Raw genomic sequence first — 16,346 nt, 5'->3', positions numbered from 1 at the left:
TCCGACGCCACCGCAGGGACGTCCGCGAGGAGGCGGCACCGCGTGATCCACGAGGTCGACGAAACCCTTCAGGGGCTGCTCACCGACGAGGTGCTGGGCGGCACCGGCGTGGAGGTCGTCTTCGAGGCGCCCACGAAGGAGTGGGCGGCGCGGCGCAACGCGCCCACCATCAACCTCTTCCTGTACGACATCCGCGAGTCCGTCCCGCACCGGCAGCAGGGCCGGGTGCCCGAGTACGGCCCGGACGGGAGCACCGTCGCGCACCACGGGCCGCCGCGCTGGTTCCTGCTGTCCTACCTCGTCACCGCCTGGACCAAGCGGCCGCAGGACGAGCACCGGCTGCTGTCCGTCCTGCTGGCGGGGCTCGCGGGCCGCACCGCGCTGCCCGGCGACCGGCTGACCGGCTCACTCGCCGCGCTCGGCCTCGCCGTCCCCTGCACCATCGCCCTGCCGCCGGGGGAGGGGCGGGCGCTGGCCGACGTGTGGAGCGCGCTCGGCGGGGAGCTGAAGCCGTCGCTGGACCTCGTCATCACCGCCCCGCTGGCTGCGGCCCGGCAGTCCGCCGCCCCGCCGGTGACGGACGCGCTGCTGCTGCGGACGGTGGACCGGGCCGCAGCCGCGGGCCCGGAGGGAACGCCGCAGCGCGACGAGGTGCGGCGCCCCCGCTACGGGGACGGACCGGAGGACGGGACACCGGGCGCGGGGGCGGACGGTGGCGGGGCGGCGGGCGCCCCGGGCGCCGAGGACGGCGCCCCGGGCCGCGCGGCGGTACCCGTGGGCGTGCGCCGGGCGCGCGGCGAGGCCGCACGCCGCGTACCGCGCGGACCGGTGCGCCGGTGACCGCCGCCACCCGCGGCCGGGCGGGACGCGACCGGGGCGCGGAGGCGGACCCGCGCGCGGGCACGGCCGCCGTCGCGCAGCCCCGCACGGGTGACGGCCCGGAGCCGGGCGACGCGTCGGCGGGGCTGCGCCACCTGACGGCCCGGCTGCGGCTCGTCGAACAGCGGGTCCGGCGCGCCGTCGCGGCGCGCCGGAGCACGGACCCCCAGCCGGACGACCCGCTGCGCGGGCTGTACCTGACCGCGGAGGCCGTGGACCGCGTCCTGGCCGCCCCACCGGCCGGACCGGCGGCCGGCGGCGCGGACGGCGCACCCGCTGACACGGACGCCTGGGCGCGGGCGGAGACCGAGGCGGCGGCGCGGGCCGAGGCCGAGGCGGACGAGGCCGAGGCGGACGGGGCGCACCTGCCGCTGCGCGTCCTCATACGCAACTTCCAGCTGTCCGGCCTCGATGTCGGACTCCTGCTGGCCGCCCTCCTCCCGGACGCCGACAGCCGCTTCGAGCGGCTGTACGGCTACCTGAACGACGACGTCACCCGGCGCCGGGCCTCCGCCGGGCTGGCCCTGGAACTGGTCGGCGCGGGACCGCTGCACGCCGCCGCACGGGCCCGGCTCGCGCCCGGCTCGCCGCTCGTCGGCCAGGGACTGCTCCTGGTCGAGGACACCGACCGGCCCTTCCTCACCCGTTCGCTGCGGGTACCCGACCGGGTGACCGCGCACCTGCTCGGCGACGGCACGGCCGACGCCCGGCTGGACGGGCTGCTCACCCCCCTCGGCGCCCACCCGCCGGCGTTCCCGGGCGGGCCACCGCAGGCCGCCGCGCCGGGCCGGGCCGCCGGGCCGCCCTCATGGCAGGCGGAAGGACTCGGGAACGCGCTGCGCGCGGGCGTCCGGCTGGTCTACGTGCGCGAACAGCCGGGCGGTTCGGCGTCCGCGCTGGCCGCCGCCGCGCTGGCCGCCGCAGGCCGTCCCGCCCTCGGACTCGACCTCACGGCGCTGGCCGCCGCGGCCGAACCCGGGACGCTGCTGCGCGTCCTGGCCCGGGAGGCCCGGCTGCTGGGCGCGGGCGTGGTGGCCGCCCCCGTCGACGCCCTCACCGGGAGGGACGGCGCGGGAACGCCGGAGCGGCTGCTGCGCGCGCTCGCCGCGCTGCCCGTGCCCGTGCTGCTCACCGGGCGCTGCGGCTGGGACCCGCAGTGGGCGGGGGACAGCCCGCTCCAGCTCACGGCCCCCCAGCTCGCCGTCCTCGAACGGGGCGCGCTGTGGCGGGAGGCGCTGGACGGCGCCGCGACGGCGCCCGGCGTCGATCCGGACGCGGCGCTGGCGCCCTTCGTGCTCAGCCCCGACCAGGTCCGCAGGGCTGCCCGCGCCGCCCGTCGGCAGGCGCTGCTGGAGACGGCGGGACCGGTCGCGGAGCACCACCTGCGGGCCGGGGTCCGGGCGCAGAACGCCGCGGGGCTGGAGCGGCTCGCGCGCCGCGTGGAGCCCGCCGTCGGCTGGGACGACCTCGTTCTCCCCGGGCACACCACGGCGCAGCTCGGTGAGCTGGCCCTGCGCGCCCGGCACCGGGACCGGGTGCTGGGCCAGTGGCGGATGCGCCCGGGCGGCGGCCGGGGGCGCGGCGTCATGGCGCTGTTCGCCGGGGACTCGGGGACGGGCAAGACCATGTCCGCCGAGGTCGTCGCCGCCGACCTCGGCCTCGACCTCTACGTCGTCGACCTGTCCTCGGTCGTGGACAAGTACGTCGGCGAGACGGAGAAGAACCTCGAACGCATCTTCACCGAGGCCGCCGGGGTCAACGGCGTGCTGCTGTTCGACGAGGCGGACGCCGTCTTCGGCAAGCGCTCGGAGGTCAGCGACGCCCGCGACCGGTACGCCAACATGGAGAGCGCCTACCTGCTCCAGCGGATGGAGTCCTTCGACGGCATCGCGGTGCTGACCACCAACCTGCGGGCCAACCTCGACGAGGCGTTCACCCGCCGGCTCGACGTCATCGTGGACTTCCCCGTGCCCGACGCCGTCCAGCGCCGCGCCCTGTGGGACCGCTGCCTGGGTCCGGCCGTGCCGCGCGGGGCGGGCCTGGACCTCGACTTCTGCGCCCGGTTCGAGCTGGCGGGCGGCTCGATCCGGGCCTGCGCGGTGACCGCCGCCTACCTGGCCGCGGAGGCGGGCCGGGCCCTGTGCACCGGCGATCTGGTGACGGCGGTGCAGCGCGAGTACCGCAAGCTCGGACGGCTCGTCCTGGCCAGCGAGTTCGCCCCGTACCCGACCGGTCCCCAGGCCGGGTGACGCGGGCGCGGCGGGACCGGTGCCCCATCGGGCACTCCCGGCTGCCCCCGCCCGGTGCCCCGCAGCCGTTTCGCCCGGCACGCGCGTGCGCGAGGCTGCGGAGCGGACCGGATCGTCCCGGGAAGAGGGAGCAGCAATGCCGTCGTATCTGTCGCCTGGCGTCTACGTGGAGGAGGCGCCGAGCGGTCCCCGCCCGATCGAGTCGGTCGGGACCTCCGTCGCCGCCTTCGTGGGCTTCGCCGAGAAGGGCCCCTTCCACGCGCCGACGCTGGTGACGAACTGGAGCCAGTTCGTCCAGACCTTCGGCGACTTCGTCGACGGCTCCTACCTCGCCCACTCCGTCTACGGCTTCTTCGCCAACGGCGGCGGCATCGCCTACGTCGTCCGGGTCGGCGACCGCGCGGGCGGTGCGGACGACCCGGAAGGCGGCGGCACCGGCGGCAAGGCGGGCGGGAACCGGGCCAGGGAGCTGCCCGCCGGGGAACCGGTGGCGCTGGGCACCTTCAAGGTCGCCGCACGGCCGGGCTCGGGCGCGGACCTCACCGTCGAGGTGGCCGACCCGGAGGGGGACAACCCGCCGGACGACCGCTTCACGCTCGTCGTCAGCCAGGGCGGCAAACAGGCCGAGCGGTTCGACGTCTCGGCGAAGAAGAGCGCCAAGAACTACGTGGTCGCGCAGGTGCGGGACAACTCCGCGCTCGTCCAGGTCACCGAGGGCGCCGCCGCGAGCGCGCTGGCCAGGCCGCAGAAGCAGACCGTCGCGCTGCCCGCCGCCGCTCCGGCCCCCGGCGCGGGCGGGACGCTGCCCGCGGTCGCCGGCCCGCAGGAGTACATCGGTGACGCCGACGCCCGCACCGGGTTCGGCGCGCTGGAGGCCATTGACGAGATCACCATGCTCGCCGTGCCCGACCTGATGGCCGCCTACCAGCAGGGCCTGATCGACGCGGAGGGCGTGAAGACCGTCCAGCTCGCCATGATCGCGCACTGCGAGCTGATGGGGGACCGGCTGGCCGTGCTCGACCCGATGCCGGAGATGACGCCCCGGCAGGTGCGGGAGTGGCGTCTGGAGGGGGCGGGCTACGACTCCAAGTACGCGGCCCTCTACTACCCGTGGGTCAAGGTGTTCGACCCGTCCACCGGGCAGAACCGCTTCATGCCGCCGAGCGGCCACGTCCTCGGCGTCTGGTCGCGCAACGACACCGAACGCGGCGTGCACAAGGCACCGGCGAACGAGGTCGTGCGCGGGGCCGTCGAGCTCCAGACGAACGTCACCAAGGGCGAGCAGGACCTGCTCAACCCGATCGGCGTCAACTGCATCCGGGCGTTCCCCGGGCGCGGCATCCGCATCTGGGGCGCCCGCACCCTCTCCTCGGACCCGGCCTGGAAGTACGTCAACGTCCGGCGCCTGTTCAACTACCTGGAGGAGTCCGTCCTGCTGGGCACCCAGTGGGTCGTCTTCGAGCCCAACGACGCGTACCTGTGGAGCACGATCCGCCGCAACATCTCGGCGTTCCTGATGGAGGAGTGGCGCCGCGGCGCGCTGTTCGGGGCGACGGCAGCGGAGGCGTACTACGTCAAGTGCGACGCGGAGACCAACACCCCGCAGAGCATCGACTCCGGCCAGGTGATCTGCGAGATCGGCGTCTGCCCGGTGAAGCCCGCCGAGTTCGTGATCTTCCGGCTGGCCCAGTTCTCCGACAGCACGAGCCTCGTCAACGAGTGAGCTCCGTACGGCCTGCCGGACGCGGCCGGCGGGGACGTGTCCGGCCGGTCCCGGCCCGCCGTCCACCGGCACGCTCCCGGGCGTCGTTCCCCGTTCTCGCCCCCCGTTCTCGCTCCCCCAGGTCACCTGGCGGGGCGGTCCCCCTCCTCAGCACTCACCCGGTAACCCAGGACCCGGCAGCCAGGTGCCCGGCACCCGGCACCCGGCGCCCGCACGGCGCGGAAAGGCGGTAGCAGCACATGGCCCAGGAGAGCGGTGACACGCTTGCCACCCACACATTCAAGGTCCAGCTCGGCGGCATCCAGGTGGAGACCGTCCAGGAGATCAGCGGGCTGTCCATGGAACTGGACAGCATCGACGTCGTCCAGGTCACCCAGCAGGGCCAGTTGCTGATCCGGAAGCTCCCCGGCGCCCGCAAGGGCGGCGAGGTCACCATCACCCGGGGCATGGACCAGGCCAGCAACTTCACCCAGTGGATCAAGGAGACCTTCGAGCGGGGTGACGTCGACGCGGCCCGGCAGCAGCTCAGCATCATCTTCACCGACGCCAAGGGCGGCCAGGACCGGACGATCAACCTCAAGAACGCCTGGGCGCAGAAGTGGGAGGGGCCGGGGCTCAAGGCCGGGGACGGCCAGCCGGCGACGGAGAAGGTCACCATCGTCTTCGAGGACATCGAGTTCAACTGATGCGACGTACCGCTTCCGGTGCCGCGCCCGGCAGCCACGCCGGTACCGGCACCGCCCCGGACCCCTTCCACGGCGAACCGGCGGGACCTCCGGCGGCGGCCCCGCCGCCGGAGCGCATCCAGACCGAGTTCGAGTTCGAGCTGCCGCGCGGCTACGTGGACGAGTCCGGCACCGTCCACCGGCGTGGCGCGATGCGGCTCGCCACCGCGCGCGACGAACTGCTGCCCCTGGCCGACCTGCGGGTGAAGGAGAACCCGGCCTACCTGTCGGTGGTGCTGCTGGGGCTGGTCATCACCCGGATCGGCACGGTCACCGACGTGCACGGCGGTGTGGTGGAGAAGCTGTTCGCCTCGGACCTGGCCTTCCTCCAGGACTTCTACCGGCGCGTCAACGCGGAGGGCCACACGCGGGCGGCGGTCACCTGCCCGGACTGCGCGTCGTCCTTCGAGGTCGACCTGGCGGGTGGGCGCCTGGGGGAATCGTGACGTACGCGACCGACCGGCTCTACGAGGAGGCCGCGTACATCGCCTACCACTTCCACTGGCCGCAGGAGCAGATCCTCGGCCTCACCCACGCGGAACGGGTCCGGTGGGTGCGGGAGATCGCCCGCATCAACACACGCATCAACGAGGGGTGAGTGACGGAACGTGGCACTGCGGCACCGCCTGCGCGCCCTCACCGGCCTGCGTCCGGGCCGGGGGAGGCACCCGGAACGTGCGGAGGCCGAACCCGGCGGTGTGACGCCGGGCGGATCCGGCGAGGCCGGTGGGGCTGGAGAGGCTGGAGGGGCCGCCGTGCCCGTGCCCGTGTCCCCGGGCGGGCCGTGGGACGGCGGGTGGCGGGCCGTACCGCCGTTGCAGCGCGCCGTCACGGACCAGCTCTCCGTGGCGGACCCGCTCGGTTTCCGGAACCGGCTGCCCAGCCACCGGTCACCGGCGTTCCACACGGAACTCGGGCACCTCGTGGACCCGATGGCCCCCTCGGGGCTGGTGCACGCCGTCGCCCGGCCCGCCGCCGCCCCGCCGGTGCAGCGCGCCGCGCGTGCGGAACTGACCCACCGCCGCCCCGGGACGGAACCGGAGGTGTCGGCTGCGGAGGTTCCGGCCGCGGGGGCGTCAGCTCCGGGGGCACCGGCCGCGCAGGAGCCGGCGCCAGGATCGCCGGCCGCGGCGGGCGGCGGTTCGCCCCGGGACGCCGTCGCGGCGCCGGGACCGGCGGCCTCCACCGCGGCGCCGCCACGCCTCGCGGTGCGCCGCACCCCGCTCGCCGGAACCGGCGGGCCGCCCCGGCCGTCCCGGGGCCCGCTGACCGTCGCCAGGTCGGCGGTGGAACCGGCGCGCAGGCTCCCGGCGCTGGCGCCCGACCGCACCGTCACCGGCCGCGGCGCCACCGGGGCCGGGGAGCGGCGCGGTGGCGCCGCGGCCGGTGAGGCCGGTGCTGGTGCCGCTGGCGGTGCTGGTGCTACGGGACGTGGAGCCGGTGGCCGTGGTGGTGACGGTGCCCTTGGCGCTGGCGGAGCCGGCGGGCCCGGTGGTGCCGCATCTGGGACGGGGGCCGGAGCTGGAACGGGTGCTGCGACTGGGCTCGGTGCTGGTGCTGACGTTGGAACGGGCGCTGGGACAGGCGCTGGGAGTGGGCTGAACGCTGGTGCTGGTGCTGGTGCTGGTGCTGGTGCTGGAGCCGGGGACGGTGGCCGGGCGCGGGTCGCGCCGGGCCGGACGGAGGAGGGGGCCGGGCCGCTGCTGCGGAGCCGGGACACCGCGACGCCCCGGGTGGGACTCGGCGCGCCGCTGCCGGGCCTGCCCGTCACCGCCGGACCGCCCGGTGCCCGAGGCCCCTCCGCGACGGCCGGGACCCCCGTGCCCCGGGCCGCCGGCGCCCCGGCGCCCGGCACGGCTGCCGGGACCGCTGCGGCGGCCGGTCCCGGCGGTGCCCGGCCCGCGGAACCGGGCGGCGGGCGGGACGCCGCTGCCGGGCGCGTCGCCCCGCTGCTGCCCGGAACCGGTACGGCCGCAGTGCCCGGGCCGCCGGTGGTCCAGCGCGCCGCGGAGCCGGGCGCCGCACGACGGGTACCGGAACCGCCCGGCCCGCTGGCCCGGGCCGGACGCAGCGGCGGAACGGGGCGGCCGGGGCTGGGGGAACCGCTGACGGCGCCGCGACCGGGCCCGCCCGGCTCGGCCCCGCCGCGCGGCCACGCCCCCGGAACCGGCGCGTCGGACACCCCGGAACCGGCCGCGCCCCGCCGCGCCCCGGTGCCCCTGCGCGCTGCGGACGGGGGCGCTGCGGACGGGGGCACGGCGGAGGTGCGGAAGCTGCTGACGGCCCGTCCTCTGCGACCCCTGCTCCACCCGGACGGCCTGCCGGGCGCGGCACCGGTGAGCCGCCGGGCCGCCCCGGTCGTCGTCCCGCTGCGCCGCAGCCGGACCGGGGACGCGGACACGCCAGGGCGTCCGGCGGACGGTCCGGAACCGGCCGCAGCGCAGTCGCCCGGGTCCGCCGGGTCCGCCGCGCCCGCAGCCGGGGAGAGGCGTCCGGGCGTACTCCGCCGCGCCCTGCGCCGGGACGTCCCGCGCCGGGACGAGCCCGCCACCGGACGCACGACGCGGCGCAGGCCCGTTCCGCCCGAACCGGCGGCCCCGGCACCGGCCCGCCCGGTTCCCGCCGCGCAGCGCCGCCCGGGCCCGGCCCGCCCGGTTCCGCCCGGGGGCGGCCCGGAACCGGCCGCCCCCGGCTCCGCCACGCCCCCGGCCACCGGCGGTTCCGCCGTACCCCCGGCCGCCCCCGGTTCCACCACGCCCCCGGCCACCGGCGGTTCCGCCACGCCCCCGGCCCGTCCGGCACCCCCGGCCGTCCCCGGTTCCGCCGTGCAGCGCCTCTCCGCACCGCCCGGTTCCGCGCCCCGGACGCCGCTCCCCCCGGCCGCACCGCCCGTCCCCGGTTCCGTCCCGCCGCGCTCCGGTTCCGCCGCGCCCCCGGCCGTCCCCGGTTCCGCCCGGCCCCCGGCTCCCCGGACCCGCCCCGCCACCCCCGGTTCCACGCCCCCGGCCGCCCCCGGTTCCGCCCCGCCCCGCCCCGGTCCGCCCGTCGCCCGCCCCGCCGCGCCGCCGGTTCCTCCGCCGCCCTCCGGTGCCCCCGGTCCCGTCGCCCCCACCCCCGCGCCGGTGACGTCTGCGCCTCCGGCCACGCCTGCGCCTCCGGTCATCCCCGCGCCGGTCACGTCTGCGCCTCCGGTCACCCCCGCGCGTCCGGACGCATCCGTGCAGCGCGCCGCGTCCGGGCCGCCCCGGACCGCCGCGCCGAGTCCGCCCGGTCCGCCTCCGGTCACAGCGCTCCCCGCCCTCACGCCGATCCGGTCCGCACGCCCGGCGTCCGTCGCGGACGGCCCGGCGTCCGCCCCCGCCGCACGTCCCGCTCGGGCCGCAGCCGCCCCCGCGCCGTCCGCCACACCCAGCACCTCCGGCCCCAGCGCCCCCGTACGCGGCACCCCCGGGCCCGGCGCGACCGGTCCCGGCACCCCGGTGCAGCGGCTCGCCGAGCCCAGGCCCGCAGCGCGTCCGCCGGCCGTCGTGGTGCGGAACGGCTCCGCCACCGGCCCGGCCGCGTCCGACGGCGCCCGGTACGCCACCGGTTCACCGGCCACGGGAGCCGCCGTCCAGCGCGCGGTGCCCGGTGCCGCACCGCCGCGGTCACCCGGAGCGCCGGGCTCACCCGGTACCCGTGCCTCGGCCACCGGTCCCGCCACGGCCCCGGCCGCCGCCTCCGGCCCGGCCGCCACGAACACGTCCGCCGCCACCGCCACCGGCGCCGCCGCCGCCCCCGCACAGCTCGACGGCGAGGAGATCCTGCGCCACCTGGAGCGCCGTCACATCGACGTGCTCGCCCACCGGCTGGCCGGTCCGCTGGGCCGACTGCTCCGCGCGGAGATGCGGCTCGGCCGCGAACGTTCCGGACGGCTCCTGGACGGTGGACGGTGAGCCCCGCCCGGGCGCGCCGCCGCCCGTCCCGCACCACCCCGGTGAGCGGCCCCGTCCCGGGTAGCCAGACCACCACCAGGACGGAGACACCACGCCATGCAGCTCACGGACCCCGGGACGAGCGTCCACTTCCGGTTGCAGATCGACGGCATCGACCTGGGAGCGTTCAACACCTGCACCGGCCTGAGCGTCCAGGTCGAGACCGAGCAGCGGGTGGAGGGCGGCAACAACGACTTCGTCTGGCAGCTCCCGTCCCGGATCACCTACCCGGCGGTCACCCTCACACGTCCGCTCACGCCCGACTCGGCCAAGGTGACCCGCTTCCTGGCCTCCCTGCCGCAGCAGGTCAGGCGGGGGACGGCCCAGATCACCGCGCTGCGCCCGAACCTCGCCAAGACCATCGTCGAGTGGTCCCTGCGGGACGTCGTGGTGGTCGGCTGGACCGGACCGTCGTTCGATCCGAGCCGCTCGGAGGTGGCGACCGAGAGCATCGAGCTGGCCCACCACGGCTTCCTCTGATCCGCCCGGCGAGCGGTGCGGCCGGACCGGGCAGGCGTCCGGTCCGTCCGGGCAGGCGGCCGGTCCGGCCGCACCGGCCGCGGCAGCCAGCGCCAGACCCCGACACGACGAGCAGCAGGAGGAACCGCACGATGGCCACTCGGGCACGTGCCACGCTCACGGCGTACGAGCCCCCCAAGAAGCCGGGCAGGCCGCCCGGCGGGATGCTGGGGTCGCCGGTGTCGTTCCAGTTCAACCCGAACACGCTGACCCTCGTCAAGGGAGCGCAGTGGATCCGGCACCGCGCCAGGAGCGCCACCCAGGTGGGCGTGCCCGAGTTCACCGGATCACTGCCGCGCCGCCTCACCGTGGAACTGTTCCTCGACGCCACCGCCACCCACGACACCAGCGTCCAGAAGGGCGTCGAGACGCTGCTCGGCTGGTGCGTGCCCACCGCGCGGAGCATCGCGGCCAAGGCGTCCTCGGCGCCCCGGGTGAAGTTCACCTGGGGGTCGTTCGACAGCGTGTCCTTCTTCGGCTACCTGGAGGAGGTCAACGCCACCTACTCGCTCTTCGACACCGACGGCACGCCGCTGCGGGCGACGTGCGGCATCCAGCTCACCGAGGCCGGTGACCCGACGCCCCGCCAGAACCCCACCTCCGGTTCCCCGACGACACGCCGCACGCACCGGCTCGTCGTGGGCGACTCCCTGGAGATGCTCGCCTACCAGGAGTACGGCGACGCGACCGCCTGGCGGGTCATCGCGGAGGCCAACGGCATCGACGACCCGCTGCGGCTGCGTCCCGGCACGGAACTCCTCGTCCCGTCCGCCGACGAACTCCCCGCGCCCGGCGCCCACACCCGTCCGGCCGCGGTGCCCTCGCCCCACGGCGCCGCTGCCGCCCCCGCGACCGGGATGAGGTGAGGCCCGATGGCCACCGGAGAGAACACCAACACCTTCCTCATCCAGGCCCCCGGCCCGCTGCCCCCGCCGTGGGACGCGATGCCGGTCCGCGTGGACGTCGAGGAGAGCAACGCCCTGCCCGCCGTGGCGCAACTGCGCTTCATGGACCCGGAGCGGACGCTGCTGGAGGACACCGGCATCAGGATCGGCACCCCCCTGGAGGTGAAGGTCAAGCCCGGGGACGGGTCCGGCGTCCTCCCGCTGTTCACCGGCGAGGTGGTGTCCATGGAGGTCGAGTACGACGGCGAGGGCAGCTTCACCACCGTGCGGGCGATGGACGCCTCCCACCGTCTTCAGCGCGGCCGCAAGGTGACGGGCTTCGTCAGCCGCAAGGCGTCTGACATCGCCCGTGAGGTGGCGCTGGCCGCGGGCGTCCCGGTGGGCCGGATCGACGCGACCGCCACGACGTACCCGCTGCGCTCCCAGGCCAACGTGACGGACTGGGAGTTCCTCACCGCGCTCGCCCGGGAGAACGACCGCGAGATGGGCGTGCGGGACGGCGCGTTCTTCTTCCGCGCGCCGGTGCCCGCCGCCTCCGCCCCCGGGCCGTCCGCCGCCGTGGAGGACATGCCCGTCGGCATCAAGGTCGGCGAGAACGCGCTCTTCGTCCGCTCGGCGGTCACCTCGGTCAACCAGACGTCCACGGTCACGGTGCGCGGCTGGGACGTGAAGCGCAAGAAGGCCCTGCGCGCCCAGCAGAAGGTGAAGGCGGGCGACGGCCTGCGGATCGGCGTCGACCCGCCGCGGGCCGTCGCGCCGTACGAGCGAGCCAAGCCCTCCGACACCCTCATCGCCGACTACCCGTACCGGACCGACGCCGAGGTCAAGGCGGTGTCCACCGCGATGGCCGCCGACCTGGCCGACGCCGTCGCCGACCTGGAGATCGGCGTCCTGGGCAACCCGCTGCTGCGCGCGGGCACCCCGGTCCTGCTGGACGGCGCGGGCACGCCGTTCGACGGCAAGTACACCGTCACGGCCAGCAGGCACACCGACCAGCCGGGAACCGGCTACGAGACGTGGGTGACCGTCAGCGCCCGCCAGGACCGCACCGCCTACGGCCTCGCGGCGGGAGCCTCCGCCCCGGCGCGCGTCCCGCGCGTCCCCGGCGTCGCCATCGGTGTCGTCACCGACGTCAAGGCACCGCGCGAGCTGCGCAACCAGGGCTGGGTGCGGCTGAAGCTGCCCTGGCTGTCGGACGACTCCGGACGGGACCGCGCCTACGTCACCGACTGGGTGCGCACTGTCCAGCTCGGCGGCGCGGGCGGTGGCGGGGTGTTCAGCCCCGAGGTGGACGACGAGGTCCTCGTCGCCTTCGAGCAGGGCATGCTGGACCGCCCGTACGTGATCGGCGGGCTCTACAACGGCGTCGACAAGCCCACCTCGGACCGGCTCGCGCTGGTGGACGGCAGCAGCGGCAAGGTCAACCGGCGCTCGTTCGCCTCCCGGGGCGGGCAGCGGATCGAGCTGCTGGACGCCGTTCCCGGACCCTCCGGCGTCCGGCTGCGCACCGAGCGGGACAAGCTCGTGGTGCACCTGGACCAGCAGAACACGGAGATCACCGTGCGCAGCGACGGCACGGTGTCCATCTCCGCCAGCCGCGAGGTCACCGTAACCGGCCGGGGCATCACGCTCGACGCCGGAGGCGGTGAGCTGAAGCTGACCGGCCGGTCGGTGTCGGTGGACGCACGGGCCGGGCTGGAACTGAACGGCGGCGCGAGCTGCTCGGTGAACGCGAGAATCGTGGAGATCAACTGATGGCCGGGCAGTTCATCGGCGCGGGCTGGGCCTTCCCCCTGCGCACCAGCGCCACCGGGGGCATCGGGCTCGTCTCCGGCGACCGGGAGATCACCGAGTCCATCCGGCTGATCCTGGCCACGGCGCCGGGGGAGCGCCCCATGCGTCCGGAGTTCGGCTGCGGCGTGCACGACTACGTCTTCGCCCCGGCCGACGAGAACACGGCCGGAGCGCTCGCCTACGAGGTCCGCCGGGCGCTGGACCGCTGGGAGCCGCGCATCGAGGTCACCGAGGTGGACGTGGTCCTCGACCGCCAGGAGCACGGCACCCTCTACATCGACGTCCGCTACGTCCACCGCGGCACCAACGACCCGCGCAACCTGGTGTTCCCGTTCTACGTGATCCCCTCGCACGACATGCCCGAGCCCGGAGCACCCGCGCCCGCCCCGGGGACGCCCGTGCCCGGCGCCGGGGCGGCGGGCGGCCCGTACGTCCAGGAGAGTGTCCGCTGATGGCCCTGCCCGCCCCGCACCTGGACGACCGCCGCTTCCAGCAACTCGTCGACGACGCCAAGCGGTTCGTGCAGCAGCGCTGCCCCGAGTGGACCGACCACAACGTCTCCGACCCGGGTGTCACCCTGATCGAGGCGTTCGCCCACATGACCGATCAGCTCCTCTACCGGCTCAACCGGGTGCCGGACAAGAGCTACCTCGCCTTCCTCGACCTCGTCGGCGTCACCCTGTTCCCGCCCACGCCCGCCGGGACGCGGCAGACCTTCTGGCTCTCCGCCCCGCAGTCCGCACCGGTGGTGATCCACGAGGGCACCGAGGTCGCCACCGACCGCACCGAGAACGAGGAGGCCCGCGTCTTCGCCACCACGGCCGACCTGACCGTGCGGCCCTGCGCGTTCACCCACCTCCTCACCCAGGCTGAGGGCGGGCGTCCCGCGGAACACACCGACCACGCCCTGCACGGCCAGGACGTGCCCTGCTTCGGCACGGACCCGTCCCCGGCCCCCGGCGACAGCATGCTGATCGGGCTGTCGGACGCCGTCCCGCACTGCGCCGTCGTCCTGCGGCTCGACAGCAGCGTCGAGGGCGTCGGCGTGGACCCGCGCCAGCCCCCGCTGCGCTGGGAGGCGTACGACGGCTCCGCATGGCAGCCCTGCGAGGTGGACGAGGACAGCACCGGCGGGCTCAACCGGCCCGGCGACGTGGTGCTGCACGTGCCCGGCGGGCACGCTCCGGCCGCGATCGCCGGACGCCGCGCGGGGTGGCTGCGCTGCCGGGTGGTCGCGGCCGAACCCGGCCAGCCGTTCTACTCCGCCTCGCCCACCGTCCGGGGCGCCGAGGCGTTCACCATCGGCGGCACCACGGAGGTGCTGCACGCCGAGACCGTGGACGGCGAGACCATCGGCACGTCCGAGGGCACGCCGGGCCAGCGGTTCGCGGTCAGCAGGCCGCCCGTCCTGTCCGCCGCCGGTCCCTTCGTCGTGGAGACCTCCGACGGCGGCGGCTGGCAGGAGTGGAGCCGCGTCGAGACCTTCGGCGCCTCCTCGCCCGACGACCGCCACATCCGCCTGGACCCGACCACCGGCGAGGTCGCGTTCGGCCCGGCCGTGCGGGAACGCGACGGTTCGCTGCGCCGCTACGGCGCCGCACCGCCCAAGGGCGCGCGCGTCCGGGTGCGCCGCTACCGCACCGGCGGCGGACGCGGCGGCAACGTCGCCCGGGGGACGCTGACGGTGCTGCGCACCTCCATCCCGTACGTGTCGCGGGTGGAGAACCGCGAGGCGGCGTCGGGCGGCGTGGACGGGGAGTCCGTGGAGGGCGCCAAGCTGCGCGCCCCGCTCCAGCTCCGCGCCCAGGACCGGGCCGTGACGGCCGCCGACTACGAGCTGCTCGCCCGGCAGGCCGCGCCCTCGGCGGCCCGCATCCGCTGCGTGCCCGCCGGGGACGGCGCCGAGGCGGGCGGCGTGCGGGTGCTCGTGGTGCCCGAGGTGGTGGCCGACTCCGGGCACCGGCTGCGGTTCGAACAGCTCGTCCCGCCCGACGAGATGCTCGCCGCCATCACCGGCCACCTCGACGCCCGCAGGCCCGTCGGCGCCCGGCTGCTCGTCCAGCCGCCCTCCTACCAGGGCGTCACCGTGGCCGCCCGGATCGTCGCCGTGCCCGGGGCTCCGGCCGGACAGGTGCGGGAACGGGCCCTGGACGCGCTCTACCGCCACCTCAACCCGGTCACCGGCGGGCCCGGCGGCGACGGCTGGCCCTTCGGGCGGCCCGTCCAGACGGGAGAGGCCCACGCCGTGCTCCAGAACGTCCCCGGGGTGGAACTCGTCGAGGACGTGCGCATCTTCTCGGCGAACCCGCTCACCGGTGAGCGCGACGACGTCGGCGACCGGATCGACCTGGAACGCAACGCGCTCGTCTTCTCCTACGAGCACCAGGTCCGGGTGGAGGAGCGGTGACAGACTCCGCCCCCGGCCCGCTGGGCGGCCCGCCCTCCCGGCGGTACGGCGTCGAGGACCTGCCCTCGCCGCACCCCTTCGGCGAACGGCTGCCGGGCCCCTTCGCCGAGGACGCCTTCGCCCAGCGCTTCGTCTCCGCCTTCGACGCCGTCCTGGCGCCCGCGCTCGCCGTGCTGGACTGTCTGGACGCGTACTGGGACCCCGAGCTGGCGCCCGACGACTTCCTGGCCTGGCTCGCGGGCTGGGTCGCCGCCGGCGCCGGTGCCGACCCGGGGCGGCCGCTGCCCGCACGCCGCAGGGCGGTGGCCCGCGCGACCGAGCTGCACCGGATGCGCGGGACGGCGCGGGGGCTGGCCGACCTCGTCCGCGAGTCCTTCGGCGTGGCGGCCGAGGTGACCGACAGCGGCGGGGCCGCGTGGTCGGCGGCGCCCGGCGGCGAGCTGCCGGGAACCGCCGAGCCGTGGGTGCGGGTGCGGGTCCGCACCGACGACCCGGACGCGCTGCCCCGGCACCGGCTGGAACTGCTGGTCGAGGCCAACCGCCCGGCCCACGTGCCGTGCACGGTGGACGTCGTCGGGCCGGACGAGGGCTGAGCCCGCCCCACGGCACGGGCGGCACGCGGACCAGCGGAAGCGGAACAGCGGAGGAACGGAAGGGTGACCGGGGTGGCGACTTGCGAGCAGTGCGACGCGCGGGTGGGTGACGGGGACGCCTTCTGCGGCGTGTGCGGAGCCTTCCTCGACTGGGCGGCCCCGGCGCCCGCCGCCCCGGCTGCGGAACCGGCTGCGGCTGCGGAACCGGAACCGGCTGCGGAACCGGTGCCGCCCGCGACCCCGGAACCGGCCCCGCCCGCGCCCGGATCCGGCCCTGGTCCCGGTTCCGGCGCCGCCCCGCCGCAACCCGGCCCCGGACCCGCGCCCGAGCCGGAACCCGTGCCCGCGCCGGAACCGGAACCCGCTCCCGGACCGGAACCCGCCCCTGCCCCCAAACCGGCTCCCGGACCGGAACCCGCCCCCGTCCCCAAACCGGCTCCCGGACCGGAACCCGCCCCCGAACCGGCGTCCGGGTCCGGGGACGCCGCTGATGCGGCGCGGGCGGCCGCGCTGCTGGCACCGGCGCCGACCGGCACCCCCCGCCCCCGGTCCCAGCCCCGCGAGGACGACCGGCCACC

Annotated in this window: 14 protein-coding genes; all 14 read left to right on the top strand. The window is 76.6% G+C overall.

Features of this window, described 5'->3' with window-relative positions; translation table 11 throughout:
• The first annotated feature begins 42 nt into the window (after nucleotides 1-42).
• The 14 genes from V1J52_RS05015 (at nucleotide 43) to V1J52_RS04950 (ending at nucleotide 15,768) form a co-directional block, all read left to right on the top strand.
• Complete coding sequence (locus V1J52_RS05015) at nucleotides 43-840, top strand: Pvc16 family protein (protein ID WP_330138362.1); 798 nt, start codon at nucleotides 43-45, stop codon at nucleotides 838-840.
• A 125-nt stretch (nucleotides 841-965) separates the two neighbouring features.
• Nucleotides 966-3,128 carry an ATP-binding protein gene (locus V1J52_RS05010; RefSeq protein ID WP_330138826.1) on the top strand — a complete coding sequence of 721 codons (2,163 nt, stop codon included), beginning with the start codon at nucleotides 966-968 and terminating at the stop codon, nucleotides 3,126-3,128.
• A gap of 136 nt (nucleotides 3,129-3,264) precedes the next feature.
• Nucleotides 3,265-4,851: a phage tail sheath family protein gene (locus V1J52_RS05005; RefSeq protein WP_330138360.1), complete on the top strand. Its 1,587-nt coding sequence runs from the start codon at nucleotides 3,265-3,267 to the stop codon at nucleotides 4,849-4,851.
• A gap of 239 nt (nucleotides 4,852-5,090) precedes the next feature.
• Nucleotides 5,091-5,537 carry a phage tail protein gene (locus V1J52_RS05000; protein WP_330138359.1) on the top strand — a complete coding sequence of 149 codons (447 nt, stop codon included), beginning with the start codon at nucleotides 5,091-5,093 and terminating at the stop codon, nucleotides 5,535-5,537.
• Entirely contained in the window at nucleotides 5,537-6,022 is a 486-nt protein-coding gene (locus tag V1J52_RS04995; protein WP_330138358.1) for a hypothetical protein, read from the top strand. The genes V1J52_RS05000 and V1J52_RS04995 overlap by 1 nt, the downstream gene beginning before the upstream one ends.
• On the top strand, nucleotides 6,019-6,174 hold the full coding sequence (locus tag V1J52_RS04990) for a DUF6760 family protein (protein ID WP_330138357.1): 156 nt from the start codon (nucleotides 6,019-6,021) through the stop codon (nucleotides 6,172-6,174). The genes V1J52_RS04995 and V1J52_RS04990 overlap by 4 nt, the downstream gene beginning before the upstream one ends.
• Before the next feature lie 788 nt (nucleotides 6,175-6,962).
• The gene (locus V1J52_RS04985; protein ID WP_330138356.1) at nucleotides 6,963-7,178 is read left to right on the top strand and encodes a hypothetical protein; all 216 of its coding nucleotides are present in this window, start codon (nucleotides 6,963-6,965) and stop codon (nucleotides 7,176-7,178) included.
• A 1,877-nt stretch (nucleotides 7,179-9,055) separates the two neighbouring features.
• A complete protein-coding gene (locus V1J52_RS04980) occupies nucleotides 9,056-9,511 on the top strand; it encodes a hypothetical protein (protein WP_330138355.1) in 456 nt (151 codons plus the stop codon).
• A 96-nt stretch (nucleotides 9,512-9,607) separates the two neighbouring features.
• Nucleotides 9,608-10,030, top strand: coding sequence for a phage tail protein (locus tag V1J52_RS04975; RefSeq protein ID WP_330138354.1), 423 nt, complete (start codon nucleotides 9,608-9,610; stop codon nucleotides 10,028-10,030).
• Nucleotides 10,031-10,161: 131 nt separating this feature from the next.
• Nucleotides 10,162-10,935: a CIS tube protein gene (locus V1J52_RS04970; RefSeq protein ID WP_330138353.1), complete on the top strand. Its 774-nt coding sequence runs from the start codon at nucleotides 10,162-10,164 to the stop codon at nucleotides 10,933-10,935.
• 6 nt (nucleotides 10,936-10,941) lie between these two features.
• Nucleotides 10,942-12,729, top strand: a complete 1,788-nt coding sequence (locus V1J52_RS04965; RefSeq protein WP_330138352.1) for a VgrG-related protein — start codon at nucleotides 10,942-10,944, stop codon at nucleotides 12,727-12,729.
• A complete protein-coding gene (locus V1J52_RS04960; RefSeq protein WP_330138351.1) occupies nucleotides 12,729-13,220 on the top strand; it encodes a GPW/gp25 family protein in 492 nt (163 codons plus the stop codon). Before V1J52_RS04965 ends, V1J52_RS04960 begins: the two co-directional genes overlap by 1 nt.
• A complete protein-coding gene (locus V1J52_RS04955; protein WP_330138350.1) occupies nucleotides 13,220-15,175 on the top strand; it encodes a putative baseplate assembly protein in 1,956 nt (651 codons plus the stop codon). The genes V1J52_RS04960 and V1J52_RS04955 overlap by 1 nt, the downstream gene beginning before the upstream one ends.
• Nucleotides 15,172-15,768 carry a phage tail protein gene (locus tag V1J52_RS04950; protein ID WP_330138349.1) on the top strand — a complete coding sequence of 199 codons (597 nt, stop codon included), beginning with the start codon at nucleotides 15,172-15,174 and terminating at the stop codon, nucleotides 15,766-15,768. The genes V1J52_RS04955 and V1J52_RS04950 overlap by 4 nt, the downstream gene beginning before the upstream one ends.
• Nucleotides 15,769-16,346 lie beyond the last annotated feature (578 nt).

Source organism: Streptomyces solitudinis (assembly GCF_036323765.1).
Classification (GTDB): Bacteria; Actinomycetota; Actinomycetes; order Streptomycetales; family Streptomycetaceae; genus Streptomyces.
This window is presented reverse-complemented; position numbering and strand designations above follow the sequence as displayed.